The sequence below is a fragment of the Bradyrhizobium sp. LB13.1 genome, assembly GCF_054056815.1.
In genome coordinates this window covers 4372562-4388193 of the sequence record NZ_JBSRYQ010000001.1, presented here as the reverse complement: position 1 = coordinate 4388193, position 15632 = coordinate 4372562, and the positions used below count along the sequence as shown (strand labels likewise).

Genomic DNA, 15632 nt, shown 5'->3' with positions numbered 1-15632 from the left:
GTGAGAATCCCAAAACGATCGAAGCAGCCATTGAGACATGCAACGCAACGGGTCGAGCGCTCAGGCTCAAGCAAAGATAGCGCGTTTGCATCTAGAGCATGGATTAAAGCCGTTCGTGGCGAAGGCAAAGCAGAGGCCCAGCCGCCGGGCCGTCACCCGCCGCCGCAACACCGCCAGACGGCTCAGCAAAAGCCCGATCGGCCGGCTGAGCACGGACGGCGCCAGCAGCCCGCGCAACATCAACAGGCGCCTGCGATGGCCCGCGGTCGAGTGGACGCTCATGCGCCGCCGAGGGTTGGCCGGACCCCGTCAAGGACCTTGCCGAGTATTGCCGGCGCCACCGCATCAGCTTTGACTGGATGCTCGACGGCTGTTTCAAGTCTGGTCGATGAACGACGCAGCCGAGAGGCGCATCTCACCAAAGGTGATCTTCAGGGGCCGCCCATCGGCGTGCGGATGCGATTTGTGTCGAACAGGGCGAGGCAGGCCGCGATCAAAGCGGCATCCCAAGTACCTTGCAAATTATCGATCTCTTGGGCCTTCAAACGCGCGCGAGCTACTGCGTGTCGTGGGTGTGGACAACGCGGACTCTTGACGCGCGGCCGCTGATCGCGCATGGGGCAACATCATCGGGACGTCGACGAGCTCGCGCGCATGGAGCGCATCTGCCTGAATCTGGCGGAGCACAGGAGGGTGCCCAGCGAGGCCGGCCCGCTGCGGGAGATGGCACAAAACTTCGGTCGTGAGGCTGCCAATTTGACCGTGGCTAGGACCGTAGATCGAACACGTTGCGTTCGAAAAAGGTTAGGAATAGCAGTAGGGTTGACAGGACACCCCTTCCGCCAGTCAAGGCTAAAAAGTCTTTTATTTCTAGGGGGTGGCCGTTTCACTAACCAAATGGCTCTCACCAATTGGCCACGCTTGTGGACAAGTATAGTGTAGTGAAACATGCTTGCAACTTTTGAGCGCGTCGAGTATCTCGGCGCGGGGGAATTTGCTTGCTCAAGCTGCCGGAAAATTTGGCGGATGTTCTAACGTTTGACGTTGACACGCTTTCCGTGTCCGGGCGCGAGGGTAAGCACCGCGAATTCAAGGTCGACTTCGCCCAGAAAGACATGTCTGACTACACGAAGGCGCTTGCGGCTTTTGCTAACGCCGACGGCGGTATCATCATATTTGGCGTTCGAGATCGGCCACGAGAAATCGTTGGCATCAAGGAGGTGATCGACGAAGCCCGGTGGGCTGATCGCCTACGGGAAGATTTTGCCCCCGAGATCGTTTTTTCCACGCGTACCTACGAAATAAAAGGAAAGATCCTTCTGGCAATCGGCACCAATGCCTCGCCCCATAGGCCGATCATCGCCAAGATCAACAGGTCCAAGAAATCAGCCGATAAGGACGGCAAGCCGATCATCACTGAGTCGATCCGCGAGGGCACAATTTATTATCGCTACGGAGGTCAAATCCGACCGATTGGGTACACCGAGCTTTCCACGATGCTAGCTGACCGTGAGCGAAACCGCATCAAGGCGATGATGGAGAACCTGAAGGTCGTCGAGAAGATCGGCATTCAAAACGTCGGCATTGTCGACATGAAGGAAGGCTCGTCGCACCTCTATTTGTCGAAGGAAACCGCTAGGGGACTGTCGTTCATTGACCGGGGCCGGTTCGTTGAGGAGGACGGCGCGCCGGCCTCTGTCGTTCTGGGCAACGTCGACCTCAATCAGGTTATCCACCGCCCTTTAGAGGATGAGGACAAAAATCTTCCGATGGAAGTGGCCAAGCATCTGAAGCCAAATTGTCCAAAAAATCTACGGGATCGAAATTCCCTTTTCGCCGGGCCAAGTATCTCAAATTCTGCGTCATCTGGGTGTGCTGGACGACAACACTCATTCGATCTGGGAGAAGAAATTGCGGCGCCGGTATATCACCCGCAAAGGCATCGAAGCGATCGAGGCTTTCGTCCTGGCGGCGCCTCTGGAAGCACTGCGGGCGTTTGGGTCAAAGGCGGTGATCGCTCAATACGAGGCGCTTCCCTAGCTATCTTGGATCGATGGCATTGCGTTCGAATTGACGATTGGTTAGCGGCGGTGGTGAGCGACGCGATTTCTCCAAGTGGCTCAACGCAGATTGCGGATGACGTTTCCGCCACTCGTCCGCTCTAGCGCGCTTTCCAGACATATCGGGCTCAACGTCGAGAGTCCGTAAAGGGCCAGACGCGGACATTTCGCTACGGCGCAGCAACGTGGGATATCAGTTAGCCACCACTGCGAAATTGCGTGATGTTCGGCGGGGGCGGATTTGGATATCTCTTGATCGTTGCCATGTACTCATCGACAGTTTTGAGCGCTGGACCCGATACCCAGCCAAACATTGCCGCTACAATGAGATCCTCGTGTGGGTCCATTTCAATGTTGTAAATCTTCGGGTAGCCGGCCATCGGAGCGCTGGCGGAGAACATACCGGGCTGCCGCTGCGGTCCAATGCCGGTCGGATGTACGTCAGTGAAGTAAATGCGCCACTGCTTCCAACGCGAGGCGACGAGGTCTCCGCCGATAAAGCTCAACATGCTTTCGCGACGCCCTAGGGCTGTGCTGCCGAACAAGACGTCGGTTTGATCGACGCCGTCAATCGCTCGGTCTGTTGGCATGGTGCCACCGACAATGTGGGCGAAGGTCGGCAGGAAATCCATGATCGAGAACATGGCGTATGTGGTTGTGCTCGGCTTGACCTTGCCGGGCCAACGGATGATTGCTGCCGTCCGTATCGCTCCTTCCGTCGCTTCGCCTAACTCTCCCGCGAAACGGACCGGAATTTCCCATGTCCGGCGTCCCCTGGTTGCCATGTTCGCGTGCAGTTTGCCCTTGCGGGCCGTTATCAGAGGCGAAGACAACGATGGTATTGTCGTCGACGCCAAGTTCCTTCAGCGTGTCGAGGATCTGGCCGACGTGGTAGTCCCCTTCCATTATCTTGTCGCCGTAATTGCCGATCCGCGACTTGCCCTTGAACGGTTGCGAAGGCAGGTTCGGGAAGTGCCCCATCGAGAACGGCAAGTACAGGAGAAAGGGCTTCCCAGCGGCCTTCTGACGCCGCATGAAATCGATTGATTTATCCACCAACTCATCGTCGATGTTGGCGCGCACGTCCTCCGTAAATGGCTTCACCGTCTGCAACGGGCCGCCTGCCTTCGCCTCAACAATCTGCGGCCCCGTTCTCAGTAACGCTTCGTACGGCTCATTGCTGGAGTGCGTGAGGGCGATTGTCGCTGGATATGTTGCTGCATCCCAGCTGATATCGGGCGGAATACCGTAGAACTCATCAAAGCCGTGCGCGGTCGGCAAACTCTGAGGCGCACTTCCAAGGTGCCATTTGCCGAAAATCGCGGTGGCGTAGCCAACACTTTTGAACAACTCGCCCATGGTGAAGGCGTTGGCGGGAAGCGTATAAGGACTGCCCTCAATGGCGATCAGCGACAGACCGTTGCGGATGGAATATTGCCCGGTCATGAGCGCCGCACGGGAGGGGGTACAGGCTGGTTCCACTAGGAATTGCGTGAGACGCAATCCCTCCTGAGCCAGTGTATCAAGCCGCGGCGTCGGAGCCCCGCGCAACTCGCCACCGCCATATGACCCAAGATCGCCGTAGCCGACGTTATCGGCGAGAATGAAAACAACGTTCGGCCTATCGCTTTGTTGCGCAAAGGCAGTTGCCGAACCCATCAAAGCAACTAGCGTCACCGCTGAAGCGCAGCGCCTTAAGGCTGTGATTTTCATTGCGATAGCCTCCATAAGCCATACCGGCCGAAGCGTAGCCGCCGCATTCAACCTTCTCAAGTATATCTGAACGGACGCGCAGTGCTAATTTGTCCGCTCAGGGTCACAAGCCGACTTCCGAACCGACTTGAGCCTAGGTCGGCTTATCTCCTGACGGCAGACATAACGGCCCTGTCAGCGAACGGCGGCAACGGGCCAATAGGCGGCATTGAGCCCATCCCATCTGATTGCAAGGACGTACCTTTGAAAATGGCAATCGGAACCAGGAAACGTTGGGAAACTCGCGCGTTTAGCTGACCGGGGCAATGCACTGGAGGAGAGGCATGCGAACAGCAACTCTCGCGATGATTGTCGTTGCCGGAAGCGCGATTGCCTTCCAAGCAGCGGCGCAACAGCAAAAGGCCGCACCTAGTGAGCAAACTAAGGAGGAGATGCACGGTGATGTAGACAAAGGGCTCAAGACTAGCGAGCCCAATGAGCAGATGCAGCGTGAGGCAGACAAAGGGGTCAAGACGCGCAACTCCGTGGAGAATCCGGTTACGTGGCCGATCAAGACAAGCCGGGCGCTTCTGCGCATCCTCCGGGCCGACCGGGAAGTGAGCAGACGACGGGCTCGGGTAGCCAGACCGGCGCTCCAAAATAGAGCCATCAGCGCTCGCGTCGACGGCGAGTTGCGCCGCCGAGGTCGGCTTGACCGCGCGGCGCGCTCAGATTAACCGCCCACATTTCGCGGTTGGCCCCGGCTTAGCTAATCAAACTCGCCGCAGATCAAATGTCCGTTCGCGGTCATAAGCTGCCGATGATCGACCCAACCGGCAGCTTCCGCTTTATAACCGGAAGCCGACGTTTACGAGTACACGCCCTAGCTTAGCCCGGCGTGAACGATGCGACTTGCGTGTTCGACGCTGTGATGATCTGGGCCGGCCAGTCCTGCTTCAAGCTGGGAGCGAACTCGGCGTGTTGCAGAAGCCGCACAAGATCATCAAGTGCGTTCTTGTCGCGCAAGAAGGACAGCATAGGGGCCGACCCGCCGACATTGCGATTTTCGATCGTGCGGTCGAGAGCGGCGAGGTTATCGCGTGACGATTTCCACAGCCATATAAACCGCGATCGTTAGACAATTTGGTGAGCGGGCTAAAATCACAAGCGATGACAATGCGCCGGGAGGAGGGCGCGTCCGCCGCTCCACCGAAACATTCCCCGGACGCCTTATGTACATCCGACAAGGCGTCCGGGGCCTGCCCATGAACCAGCAACGGAGAAGCGACTAACCTTTGCTGGGGCATTTCGATTAACGTTTGTCGGGGGAACGCTGATCTCGGAGATGTCGATCTCGCGATCCAGTACACGCCACGACGATCCACCCACATAGAGGAGGCTCAGCAGCGAGCGGAGCAGTCGGGCAAGTCGATGAGCAACTTCCTGCAGGTCATCACATACGGCACTTCGGAGTTTAGACAGATACTGAAGAACAAAAGTCCTCACCTGTCGCTTCACGAGCGCTCTGAGCCTGATCGACTTGGCGTAGCCTCCCGCGTGCTCTTCGCCGCACCTTGATCAAGCCAGCAATCGTTGCTACGGATCAGTGCTACGGTGCATCGTTAGGTGACCGTTATTTTCGTAATCGGATCAATGTCTTCGGCGTGTAGGTAGGCAGACCCGCCCCTTCCGCCAGTACTATCCGGCCGAGGTCTGTCGGTTGGGCTTTCCCGGGCAGGTGATCGGTGAATCAGACGTTCAATCCGGCCGCGCTCGACAAGCTGAAGCTCCGTATTCAGGCGTTGCGCGCCAAGACGATCGCCAATGGTTGCACCGAGGACGAGGCGCTGTCTGCGGCCGCCAAGGTCGCCGAACTGTTGGATCGCCACGATCTGTCGCTCTCCGATGTCGAACTGCGTGCGTCGCCGTGCGAACGGAGGGTCTACGAGACCCATCGCAAGAAGCGAATTCCGCTGGACGACTGCATCGGCGCGATCGCTCATTTCTGCGATTGTCGGGTCTGGCGCGAGAAGAACGCGTCCGGCGAGAGCAGGTTTGTGTTGTTCGGTCTCGGCGCGGATGTCGAGGTCGCGCATTATCTGGCCGAATTGATCGACGGCGCCGTGCGCGCCGAACTTGGCCGCTTCAAGACCTCGGTCGACTACAGCAGGTTCCGACACCAGGAGCGGCATCTGGCCAATGCCTCCTTCGCGCTCGGGATGGTGGCGTCAATCGCGGACCGGCTGCTGGCGATCAAGGCCAGTCGCGATCAGGTCAATGAAAGCACCGGCCGCGGGCTGGTCGTTCTCAAGACCTCGGTGGTCGATGCAGAATTCGATAAGCTCGACCTGAAGATCCGGACCCAGCGCAGCAGCAGCCGGATGGTGTCGATGACGGCCTATGAAGCCGGCGGCGCTGCCGGAGCCTCGCTCGCCATCAATCCCGGCCTTGGCGAGTCGCCGTCGAGGACCACTCCCAAAGGGAGCTGAACGCACCAGGGGAGGGGCGCGGCTTCGGCGGGGGCGAGAGCATGGCGATGTCATTCCGGGCTCATCAGCTGCCGTCTGTCGTTTATGCTGCCTTGCTAATAAAGTGCAGCGACGAGCATCCGGAACGCGATCGAATTTGAGAAATTAGCCGGGCAGGAGTTTCACACTGGGCAACGCATGTTCTTCATTTTCTCCAACCGACTGGGGTGTCTCGGCTCGCTGCTGATCTCCGGCGTGATCACTGTCGCGCTGCTTGTCCTGTTCGGGATCGTCCGGTTCTGATCCCGAGGTGAGGTGCAGCTCTCGCCACAGGAACCTGGTCCTTGCTGGCCTGTTGTTCGCACTCTCGTCCAGCCACGGAGCACGCGCTTGGAAAGTACGATCATTGGAGAATTCGACTCGCGCCGCGGCGCTGAGCTTGCGGTTGAGCATGTCGTGCAGGAATGCGGCGTGCAGCGAAGCGACGTCTTCGTCCAGTCCGCCGGCGGCGCGAACACGGCAGGGACACATCCTGCCGGTGCTGACGTCAAGGCGGCGCCCGCGCCGGAGGGGCACCAACAATTGGGAGGTCTGATCGAAGTCTCCGTGGATTTTCACGGCGACGCCCCTGAGAAGATTGCAGACATCTTGAGGGACGCCGGCGCAAAGACTGTCCGAACCAAATAGCGGCAATGGACGACTGTGGCACCGGGATCCGCACGCGCTGAACGGTCGCCTCTGGTCTGAAGGCGCCTCTGGTCTGAAGTCGTGGAACCCCTTGAGCGTTCAGAGCGTTTAGACGCGAATGCGAATTGCGAGGTCCACCTGCTTCAGAGTTCATCCACCCTGATCCCCGGCGACACCGTCTGGCGGCGGTGCAAGGCGCGTCGCGTGGCGATTCTGAACGATGCTGCCGCTTATTTCGCGGCCCTGCGGGACGCGCTGCTGGAGGCGCGAGATCTCGTCTACATCATCGGATGGGATATCCATAGCGAGACCAGGCTGGTCGGAGATTCCGGGCGAGCGGATGATGGCTTGCCTGAACAGCTCGGCCCATTCCTGCGCGCGCTGGTTCAACGCCGTCCCGCCTTGCGGATCAACGTTCTCGTCTGGGATTTCGTCTCGTTTTACGCTGCGGAAAGGGAGTGGAACTCCGCGGCGAAATTCACCACCGCAACAGATGGCCGCGTCCGATTTCATCTGGATTCCACGCTTCCGTTTGGCTCGGCCCAACACCAGAAGATCGTCTGCGTCGATGGTTCACTGGCGTTCGTCGGCGGGCTCGATCTGACGATCAGGCGCTGGGACACGAGTGACCATCGCGCCAAGCACGCATCGCGCTGTGATCCCCACGGCAAGCCATACCTGCCATTTCATGATGTTCAATGCATGGTCGACGGGGATGCGGCTGCGTGGCTGTTCGACCTCGCAGGGCAACGCTGGCGAGCGGCAGGTCAACAGCCTGATGATCGGCACGCGCCGAAGGGCATTCGGTGGCCGGCGAATGTGCCGGTGGAGGCCGAGCACTTGCCGGTGGGTATCGCCAGGACCGAGGTCATCGGTCCTGCAGGTCTAGGCATCAATGAGGTCGAACGCTCGTTGATCGCAGCGATCCGGTCGGCGACGAGCTTCGTCTATATCGAAAACCAGTTTACCAGCGCCATCAAGATCGCGCGTGAATTGGCGGAGCAGATGTTGCGCGTGCCTTCGCTTCGGATTCTGGTCGTCGCTCCCAAGCTGCATTCCTCGTGGCTGGAATCCCAGGCCATGCAGAATGGCCGTGGTGCCTTCATCGACTGTTTCAGCGAGGCTGGCGTCGCAGATCGCATCCGCTTCGTCTACCCCGTCTCAAGCAGCGGGGATACGGAAGCAGCCGTGATGGTGCACAGCAAGCTGATGGTCGTGGACGATCGGATCTTGAGAATCGGCTCGGCGAACCTGAACAATCGCTCGATGGGCGCCGACAGCGAATGTGACCTGATCTTCGAATCGGCCTCCGACCAGCACCGGGAGTTCATCGCTTCGGTCCGCCGGCGCCTGATCGCCCATTTTTGCGGTCTCGACGAACAGGCCGTAGCGCAAAACGAAGATCGTCTTTTCGCGCTCCTGGACGATATCTCGAGAGCCGATGGGGCGAAGACGCTGCGGGATGTGGAATCCTCGGTCCTGACCAGTACTCTGGCCACGATGGTTCAGCCGGTGGCGGACCCTGAGCGGCCTCTTCATCTGGAGCGAGCGGCATCTCGCATGTGGAGCACGAAGACGATCATCGGGATCGTGTCGATTGCCGTGGCGCTTTTTGGACTGGCGACGGCCTGGTCGTACACGTCCTTGAGCGATTTTGCCGATGCGGGGCGTATTTCGACGTTCCTGTCTGCCTACGCGCAGTCCATCTGGGGGCCGCCATTCGCGATCGCGGTTTTCGTGGTGGGCGGCTTGGTCGTGTTTCCGGTTCTCGTGCTCATTGCGGCAACTGCTGCCGCACTCGGACCATGGCTAGGCTTCGTCACCGCCATGACGGGCGTCTTGCTCAGCGCCTTTGTCGTTTTTGCGATCGGACGGGCACTCGGCCGCGAACGCCTCCAGCGTTTGCTCGGACGACGTGCCGCGCGCATCCAGGAACGTGTTGTCGGCAAGGGAATCCTGGCTGTCGTTGTCATCCGGATGATTCCCGTAGCGCCGTTCTCGGTGGTGAACGTCGTGGCCGGTGCGAGCACGCTGCCTCTGCGTGACTTCCTGGTCGGAACCCTGCTCGGCATGACGCCCGGGATTCTCGCCATGGCAGTTCTGGGCGCTCAGATCGCAGATCTGGCCAGAAATGCGTCCTGGACCAACATATTGCTCCTCGCACTGGCGTTCTTAAGCTGGGTCGCGATCTGCGCAGGCGCGCAATTCGTCGCGACGTGGCTCGCCGGGAGGCGCTGATGCGCTTCATGACGTGGAATGTGCATGGCACGTTCAATCTCAATCCGAAGTTCGATCTGGAGGGGATCTGTTCCATCGTTCGCAAATGGGCTCCCGATGTCGTCGCGCTTCAGGAGGTGGATTCGCGATCGCGATCAGACGATCCGTTTGCGAAGCTGGCGAGTGTTGTCGGCGATCACCGTGTTCACGCCAAGTCGATCGTCACGGCGGATGGCGAATACGGCCAGACGCTCCTGAGCCGGTTTCCATTCTCCGGCCCGCCGGAGATCGTCGACGTGTCCTATCGTGAGCGGGAGCCGCGCAGAGCGATTGCGACGGGGCTGCTGACGCCGCTTGGCGATGTACGCGTGGTGGCCACGCATCTCGGCTTGAGTATCCACGAGCGCCATGCGCAAGCTCAGGCGCTGGTGAGCCTGGTGAAACCTGAAAGGACCGTCGTCCTCGGGGATTTCAACGACTGGTTTTGGGTCAAATCGGTGCGGCGCGTGCTCGCGCAGGTCTGCCCAAACCGTACGCGGCTGCGAACTTTCCCGTCGCATTTACCTCTTCTGCGGCTTGACCGGATTTATGCAACGTCCGACAGCCGGATCGGGAAAGTTTGGACCGACGAAAAGGCGAGGGCCTATTCAGACCATTTGCCGGTGATTGCGGACATCGAGATCTCCCCCGACGGGAGATGATCCGGCCATCTTCAGGATTTCCGAAGATGGCAGAATGCCACTGTTTTGCCCGACGCGTCAAACGGTTCGGCGCCGAGGGTCAAAAACAGGACATTGGAAAGCGTTGCATTTCAAAGGGTTGGCTACTGTGCATGGGGTTGTTTTCGAGCTTTTATCGGAGCGGCCTTCGGCGGGTGAGGCCGTTCGATAAGCCCTTGAAAAGCTGCTTTTCCGGAATGGCTGAGACGCGCGCGGGTTCGATTTGCGGAACTTCTTTCCCGCTTGCGCGTTATCGCGGCATGACTGAAGACCTTTCCTACCGACGCAAACCCTTGACCCCTGAACAGCGCCAAGCGCGCGATGCCACACGCCGGATCGAGGCCGAAAAGGCCATGCGTGATCATGAAGAGGCGCAGAAGGCGTTTTATGCCAACAAGGAACGGCTGAGGGCCGAACGGCTGGCACGTGAACAGACGGGGGCGAAGGGCTGACCGAACGCGGCCGCCACGCCAAAGACGTCTCTGCCCCGAGCGCCGGCCTCAGTGCCGGTGGGGGACGCGCGTCACGCTCAACGCCTGCTTCAGTGCTTGAACGGCGCTTGCGAAAGGTTTCCGTGGCGATTGCGCCTCGATCGCTTCGGCTGCGACGCGACAATCGTCCGCGACCTTGAGCAACCCGCTTCGCGCGAGGTCCATGGTGGAGAGGGCTGCCTGCTCCAGGCAGACCCGTTCAAGCCGTCGAAACTCCCGCAACTCTTTGTTCATGCGTCAGCTCTCGATGTCCCGGGGCCATGCGGCGCTGAGTCTGCTTAATGAATGGTTAAAACATCTCTGCCTAGCCGGGTTGGCTGGCGTAGAGCTGGTGCGTGCCGGTGCATGCGCCCGGTCTGCGGCGCGGCCCGGGCGGGCTTGACGGCATTTGTCTTCCGCCGGAAGCTTCAACGATCGGAAACTGACATGAACCACGGAGACGTTCGCTTCCAGCCAGTCCGATCATCAGCCAAAGCGAGAATGGAGCTGATCATGACCACGTTCGACAAGCGCGAGCAGGGCTTTGAGACCAAATTCGTCCACGACGAGGAGCTCATGTTCAAGGCCACGGCCCGGTCCAACAAGCTGCTCGGGCTCTGGGCCGCAAGCCAGCTTGGCCTCAGCGGCGATGCCGCGACCAGCTATGCGACGGCGTTGGTGACGGACCATCTGGAAAGCCAGACGATGGACGAAATCCTCGACAAGGTGTCAGGCGATCTTGCGGCCAGGGGCGTAGCCCGCGAGCAGGTCGCGGCCAGGCTTCAGGAATGCTTGCATCAGGCGTTGCAGCAGCTTGAAGCTGACAAGTGAAAGAAGCCGGCCTTCGAGATTGCCGGCCTCGATGAAGGTGCTCAGCAGCGCGATCGAGCAGATGCCGATGACGGCCATGGCGAGCTTGATCTTGAGGACGCTCGCAGTGACGTGGCCGAGCCATTCCGGCTCGCTTCCGGGCACCGTGCCGTTTCGTGCTACCGTGCCGAGCGGGAGGCGGGAAGTGTCTTGGAGCGGCTTCGGCAAGTGGCCCGGCGCGATCGCGCTCGCTGCTGCGATCCTGGTTGGCTGTAGCGGCGCTGAGGCGTCGGCGACGCCGCTGACGCCGTTTCGCTACGAGGCGCAGGCGCAGCGTCATTGCCCGCATGACCAGGTCGTCTGGCTCGATTTCAGCAAAGGCGTCTACTACGGCAGGCGTCAGAAGCAGTACGGCCAGGGTTATGACGGCAGCTTCGTTTGCCTGAACGAGGCCCGCGACAGCCTCTATCGCCGCTCGCTGTTTGGGCTACGCTAAAACGGGAGCAGGGCAATCCAAAACAGATCGCGTGCTGCATCGCGGTGTAGTCGTGGTTACAAAAAGGAAAGTGGTGGTGGTGCTCAGCCGAAGGCCAATGCCACGAGGCTCGAGCAGAGCAGGACCAAACCGCCGGCGGTCAATGCCAGGAAGCTATCGGATACGAGGTCATGGTTGCGCATGGGACACCTGTCGCTCTTGTCTTCGATGCTCGATCGGATCGATTAAGATTGTCCGAACGGGCCGTCTTGAAAGAGGTGATGCTTGCCGCCCGCGCGAGTGCCTCAGGCCCTCGTGCGGTAACCTTCAAACGCATGGGCCAAGAATATCCCCGCGCTTACCAAACCCATCAGTGCCGAAACCGTCTCGATCATCGTCCAATTCCATTCCGCCCTGCACGCGAGAAAACGCGGGCGGCCTTGCACAGTCAAAAGAATTCCGGTGAGCGGCGCGACAATGGGGCTGGAGTGAGGATTTGGCGCAACAGAATGTCCGGCGGTGGCACAGAGCAGGGTGACCGCGCCCCGTGGTTCAGCGGGGAGAAGCAAACGCCCCGTTTACCATCCCGGCGTGAACGCTGTGGGCTCCCCATTTCCGCCGTGTTCGGGTTGCGTTATCGTTACCACTTCCGGCGCGGTGGTGGGCCGCCTCGGATTAAAGGACCGGACAGCGCTTCCCCGTAGCCAAAGCGGGTTGGGTACGCGTCCGGCGAAATGGTATTTGGGGCGAATGGGAATCCGACGGTCAGATTCGGTTTTGCGGGCCGCGCGAGCTGTTGCGGCGGCCGCGGCCTGCCTCGCGCTTGCCAATTGCGCCTCCTCAAACAAATTCGCCAGCCGCGTCGATCCGAAATACGGCGTGTCCTCGAGCCCTCGGGTCGTGGCTTTGGGTGACCCGGTCCCGAAGGGCGGTGGCGCTTACCGCGTCGGCAAGCCCTATGTGGTGGGCGGCCGGACCTATGTGCCCGAGGAGGACGTCAACTACCGCGCCGAGGGCATGGCGTCCTGGTACGGCGACGATTTCCACGGCCGCCTGACCGCCAACGGCGAGGTATTCGACATGGGCTCGCTGACCGCGGCGCATCCGACCCTGCCGATGCCGTCCTATGCGCGGGTCACCAACGTCTCGAACGGCAAGTCGCTGATCGTTCGCGTCAATGACCGCGGGCCCTATCACGGTAACCGGCTCATCGACGTCTCGAACAAAGCCGCTGAACTCCTTGAATTCAAAGGCAATGGCGTCGCCAAGGTCCGTGTCGAATATGTCGGCCGGGCGCCGCTCGAAGGCTCCGATGACCGCCAGCTGATGGCCACCCTGCGGACCGGGATCCCGGCGCCGTCACCCTCGATGGTCCGGGTCGCCTTCGCGAGGCCCTTCGTTCCTGAGCTGCCGTCGTCGAACCGCGGCGCCATTCGCGGCGAGGTTCCGACGCCGGAGGGACGACCCTACAATCTCGGCAACACCTCCGCCGACATGGCTTCACTCAGTGCGACCTCGGAAATGTCGGCTTCGAGCCGCAACCGGGGCCGGGCGCTCCAGAACGCGCGCGCCGTGTCCTATGACGGGGACGGCCGCTACGCCACCGAGAGCGCGCCTGACGGTGCCGCCGAGGCGCGCAGCATCCTGAGTGGCCGCGGCCTCTACTAGGCCGCGCTTTCCTTCAAGAACCTGACCAGCGCCGCATTCACCTCGTCGGGCCGCTCCTGCTGGACCCAATGGCCGGCGCCCTCGATGATCAGCTTTTGCGTCAGATTGGGCAGCACGCGCTCGAGCTCGTTGACGCGCTTGGCTCCGATCAGGCCGGTGATGACGGCGTCTTTCGAACCGGCAATGAAGAGCGAGGGCTGGTGGATCTGCGCATTCTGCCACGGCGCCGTCAGCTCCCAATTGCGGTCGAGGTTGCGATACCAGTTCAGCCCGCCGCGAAAGCCGGACTTGCGGAAGGCTTCGGTGAAAAAGGCGAGGTCCGCCACGCTGAGCCAGTCCGGCAGCGGTTCTTCGGCGGTCGTATGGCCGAGAAAGCCCATACCCTCCTGCACGAACATGGCCCCGGAGGGATCGGCAAGGCCGCGCCCGCCAAGCACGACGCGCATGGTGCGCGCGACGTCGTGCTCGAACTCGGCCTCTGCAACGCCGGGCGCCTGGAAATACTGCCAGTAGAAATTGGTGACGCCGCCCTGGCGCAGAAGGTCGAGCGGCTTGCCGCGGCCGCGGAACGGTGGCGGCACGCTCAGGCCTGCGACCGCCGTGAAGATGTCCGGCCGGAACAGCGCCGCGTGCCAGGCCACCGGTGCACCCCAGTCGTGGCCGACCACCATGGCCTTGCTCTCGCCGAGTGCCTGCACGAGACCGACGACGTCGCCGACCGTGTCGAAGATCGAATAGGCCGTCGCATCGGGCGGCGCTGAGCTCTGGCCATAGCCGCGCATGTCGGGAGCGACGACGTGAAACCCGGCCTCCGCCAGTGCCGCGATCTGATGGCGCCAGGAGTAGGAGAGTTCCGGCCAGCCATGGCACAGCACCACCAGCGGACCCTGACCGGCTTCGCGGATGAACAGGTCGATCCCATTGGCCTTGATCACGCGGGTGGAGGACATCGCTTTTCCGCCTTGTTTCAGGGGTTTGGTCAGAAAATCTGAGGTGCCACGATAGGGGCGCGACAAGAATCGTGCAATCTCGGGACACGCGCCCGGCCTCGTGTTGTTCGCACCGATTCCAGCTGTTAAAAACGCCGCTCTCAGGGCTTGGCCATGGCATTTCGTCTTTTTTCGTTTGGTCGCACCCGGTTCAGCGCCGGAGCGCTGGCGCGCGGTCTGATCGCTGCGGCAGTGGTGGCGGCCATTGGCTGGGGCGGGGCGCTTTACGCCGCCAACCAGAGCGTCCAGGGCGCCAAGAAGACGGAAGATTCCGGCTTCGACGGCGACGCCCCGACCGCGATCCTGATCGAAGCCTCCAGCGGCAGTGTGCTGTTCGAGAAGAACGCCGACGAACTGCGCGCGCCCTCCAGCATGATGAAGCTGATGACGGCGGAAGTCGTCTTCAACGCCATCAAGAAGGGCGACGTCAAGCTGACCGACGAGTACCGGATCAGCGAGAACGCCTGGCGCAAGGGTGGAGCGCCCTCCGGCGGCTCGACCATGTTCGCCGCCATCAACAGCAAGGTCTCCGTCGACGACCTCCTGCACGGCGCGATCATCCAGAGCGGCAACGACGCCTGCATCGCGCTGGCCGAAGGCATCGCCGGCAATGAGCGGATCTTTGCCGCCGACTTCATGACCAAGCGCGCCCGCGAGCTTGGCCTGACGAAGTCGACCTTCGGCAATTCCAACGGCTTGCCCGACCCCGGCAACAAGATGACGGTGCGCGAGCTCGGCATCCTCGCCCGGCACATCATTCTCGACTTCCCCGAATTCTACCAACTGTTCGGCGAGAAGGAGTACACTTGGAACAAGATCCGCCAGCCCAACCGCAATCCGCTGCTCAATTCCATGGAAGGCGCTGACGGTCTGAAGACCGGCTACACCAAGGAAGGCGGCTACGGCATGGTCGGCTCGGCGGTGCAGAACGGCACGCGGCTGATCGTTGTCATCAACGGGCTGGAAGACGCTGAAGATCGCGCCACGGAGGCCAAGAAGATGCTGGAATGGGGTTTCCGCAATTTCGAGACCCGCACACTGATGGCGGCCGATCAGCCGGTCGGCTACGCCAAGGTATTCGGCGGCGAGAGCCGCTCGGTGAAACTGGTCGCCAAGTCGCCCGTGCAAGTGATGGTGCACAAGAACGGCGGCGACAAGCTGATCGCGCGTGTCGTCTATAGCGGTCCGGTGCGCGCGCCGATCGAGGCCGGCCAGAAGGTCGGCGTGATCAGGGTCTGGCGCAGCGGCAATATCGCGGTGGAGACGCCGGTCTATGCCGCTGAGGCGATCGGCACCGGCTCGACCATGCGGCGTGCAATCGACGGCGCCAGCGAGCTCGTGATCGGCATGTTCCGCGCGGGCGCCGAGAAGCTCTGA

Annotated in this window: 15 protein-coding genes and 1 pseudogene; 10 read left to right on the top strand and 6 right to left on the bottom strand. The window is 61.1% G+C overall.

All coding sequences use genetic code 11. From position 1 onward, the window contains the following. The first annotated feature begins 998 nt into the window (after positions 1–998). Positions 999–2165: an ATP-binding protein gene (locus ACVWYI_RS20845; protein WP_456663056.1), complete on the top strand. Its 1167-nt coding sequence runs from the start codon at positions 999–1001 to the stop codon at positions 2163–2165. Positions 2166–2257: 92 nt separating this feature from the next. On the opposite strand, the gene ACVWYI_RS20840 is transcribed toward ACVWYI_RS20845, so the two are convergent. Then, positions 2258–2704 carry a hypothetical protein gene (locus tag ACVWYI_RS20840; protein ID WP_456663055.1) on the bottom strand — a complete coding sequence of 149 codons (447 nt, stop codon included), beginning with the start codon at positions 2702–2704 and terminating at the stop codon, positions 2258–2260. Further along, positions 2628–3773, bottom strand: a complete 1146-nt coding sequence (locus tag ACVWYI_RS20835; RefSeq protein WP_456663054.1) for a sulfatase-like hydrolase/transferase — start codon at positions 3771–3773, stop codon at positions 2628–2630. The genes ACVWYI_RS20840 and ACVWYI_RS20835 overlap by 77 nt, the downstream gene beginning before the upstream one ends. A gap of 323 nt (positions 3774–4096) precedes the next feature. Here ACVWYI_RS20835 and ACVWYI_RS20830 point away from each other — a divergent pair, with 323 nt between their 5' ends. Together ACVWYI_RS20830 and ACVWYI_RS20825 are read left to right on the top strand one after the other, a co-directional pair. Next, positions 4097–4489, top strand: a complete 393-nt coding sequence (locus tag ACVWYI_RS20830) for a hypothetical protein (RefSeq protein WP_456663053.1) — start codon at positions 4097–4099, stop codon at positions 4487–4489. Positions 4490–5497: 1008 nt separating this feature from the next. Next, a complete protein-coding gene (locus tag ACVWYI_RS20825; protein ID WP_456663052.1) occupies positions 5498–6241 on the top strand; it encodes a DUF7168 domain-containing protein in 744 nt (247 codons plus the stop codon). A 144-nt stretch (positions 6242–6385) separates the two neighbouring features. On the opposite strand, the gene ACVWYI_RS20820 is transcribed toward ACVWYI_RS20825, so the two are convergent. Then, positions 6386–6838 carry a hypothetical protein gene (locus ACVWYI_RS20820; RefSeq protein WP_247353326.1) on the bottom strand — a complete coding sequence of 151 codons (453 nt, stop codon included), beginning with the start codon at positions 6836–6838 and terminating at the stop codon, positions 6386–6388. Between the two features lie 273 nt (positions 6839–7111). Between ACVWYI_RS20820 and ACVWYI_RS20815 the strand changes: the two genes are divergently transcribed. The 3 genes from ACVWYI_RS20815 to ACVWYI_RS20805 all read left to right on the top strand — a co-directional run bounded on the left by ACVWYI_RS20815 (position 7112) and on the right by ACVWYI_RS20805 (position 10295). After that, positions 7112–9145, top strand: coding sequence for a VTT domain-containing protein (locus tag ACVWYI_RS20815; RefSeq protein ID WP_456663051.1), 2034 nt, complete (start codon positions 7112–7114; stop codon positions 9143–9145). Next, the gene (locus ACVWYI_RS20810; RefSeq protein WP_456663050.1) at positions 9145–9825 is read left to right on the top strand and encodes an endonuclease/exonuclease/phosphatase family protein; all 681 of its coding nucleotides are present in this window, start codon (positions 9145–9147) and stop codon (positions 9823–9825) included. The genes ACVWYI_RS20815 and ACVWYI_RS20810 overlap by 1 nt, the downstream gene beginning before the upstream one ends. 278 nt (positions 9826–10103) lie before the next feature. Then, the gene (locus tag ACVWYI_RS20805; protein WP_247353488.1) at positions 10104–10295 is read left to right on the top strand and encodes a hypothetical protein; all 192 of its coding nucleotides are present in this window, start codon (positions 10104–10106) and stop codon (positions 10293–10295) included. 48 nt (positions 10296–10343) lie between these two features. Here ACVWYI_RS20805 and ACVWYI_RS20800 read toward each other — a convergent pair whose 3' ends face one another. Then, positions 10344–10568, bottom strand: a complete 225-nt coding sequence (locus ACVWYI_RS20800) for a hypothetical protein (protein ID WP_247353331.1) — start codon at positions 10566–10568, stop codon at positions 10344–10346. Between the two features lie 258 nt (positions 10569–10826). Between ACVWYI_RS20800 and ACVWYI_RS20795 the strand changes: the two genes are divergently transcribed. Then, the gene (locus ACVWYI_RS20795; protein ID WP_247353333.1) at positions 10827–11144 is read left to right on the top strand and encodes a DUF1476 domain-containing protein; all 318 of its coding nucleotides are present in this window, start codon (positions 10827–10829) and stop codon (positions 11142–11144) included. Between the two features lie 15 nt (positions 11145–11159). Here ACVWYI_RS20795 and ACVWYI_RS20790 read toward each other — a convergent pair. Continuing rightward, a pseudogene (locus ACVWYI_RS20790) lies at positions 11160–11276 on the bottom strand (YqhA family protein); the annotation flags it as partial. Between the two features lie 52 nt (positions 11277–11328). On the opposite strand from ACVWYI_RS20790, the gene ACVWYI_RS20785 reads away from it, so the two are divergent. Further along, positions 11329–11619 (top strand): hypothetical protein, encoded by a 291-nt coding sequence (locus ACVWYI_RS20785; RefSeq protein ID WP_247445724.1) that lies wholly within the window; start codon positions 11329–11331, stop codon positions 11617–11619. A 729-nt stretch (positions 11620–12348) separates the two neighbouring features. Continuing rightward, positions 12349–13266: a septal ring lytic transglycosylase RlpA family protein gene (locus ACVWYI_RS20780; protein WP_456663049.1), complete on the top strand. Its 918-nt coding sequence runs from the start codon at positions 12349–12351 to the stop codon at positions 13264–13266. Here the strand turns inward: ACVWYI_RS20780 and ACVWYI_RS20775 are convergent. Continuing rightward, positions 13263–14216: an alpha/beta fold hydrolase gene (locus tag ACVWYI_RS20775; protein ID WP_456663048.1), complete on the bottom strand. Its 954-nt coding sequence runs from the start codon at positions 14214–14216 to the stop codon at positions 13263–13265. The genes ACVWYI_RS20780 and ACVWYI_RS20775 overlap by 4 nt on opposite strands. Positions 14217–14369: 153 nt before the next feature. On the opposite strand from ACVWYI_RS20775, the gene ACVWYI_RS20770 reads away from it, so the two are divergent. Next, positions 14370–15632 (top strand): D-alanyl-D-alanine carboxypeptidase family protein, encoded by a 1263-nt coding sequence (locus ACVWYI_RS20770; RefSeq protein ID WP_456663047.1) that lies wholly within the window; start codon positions 14370–14372, stop codon positions 15630–15632.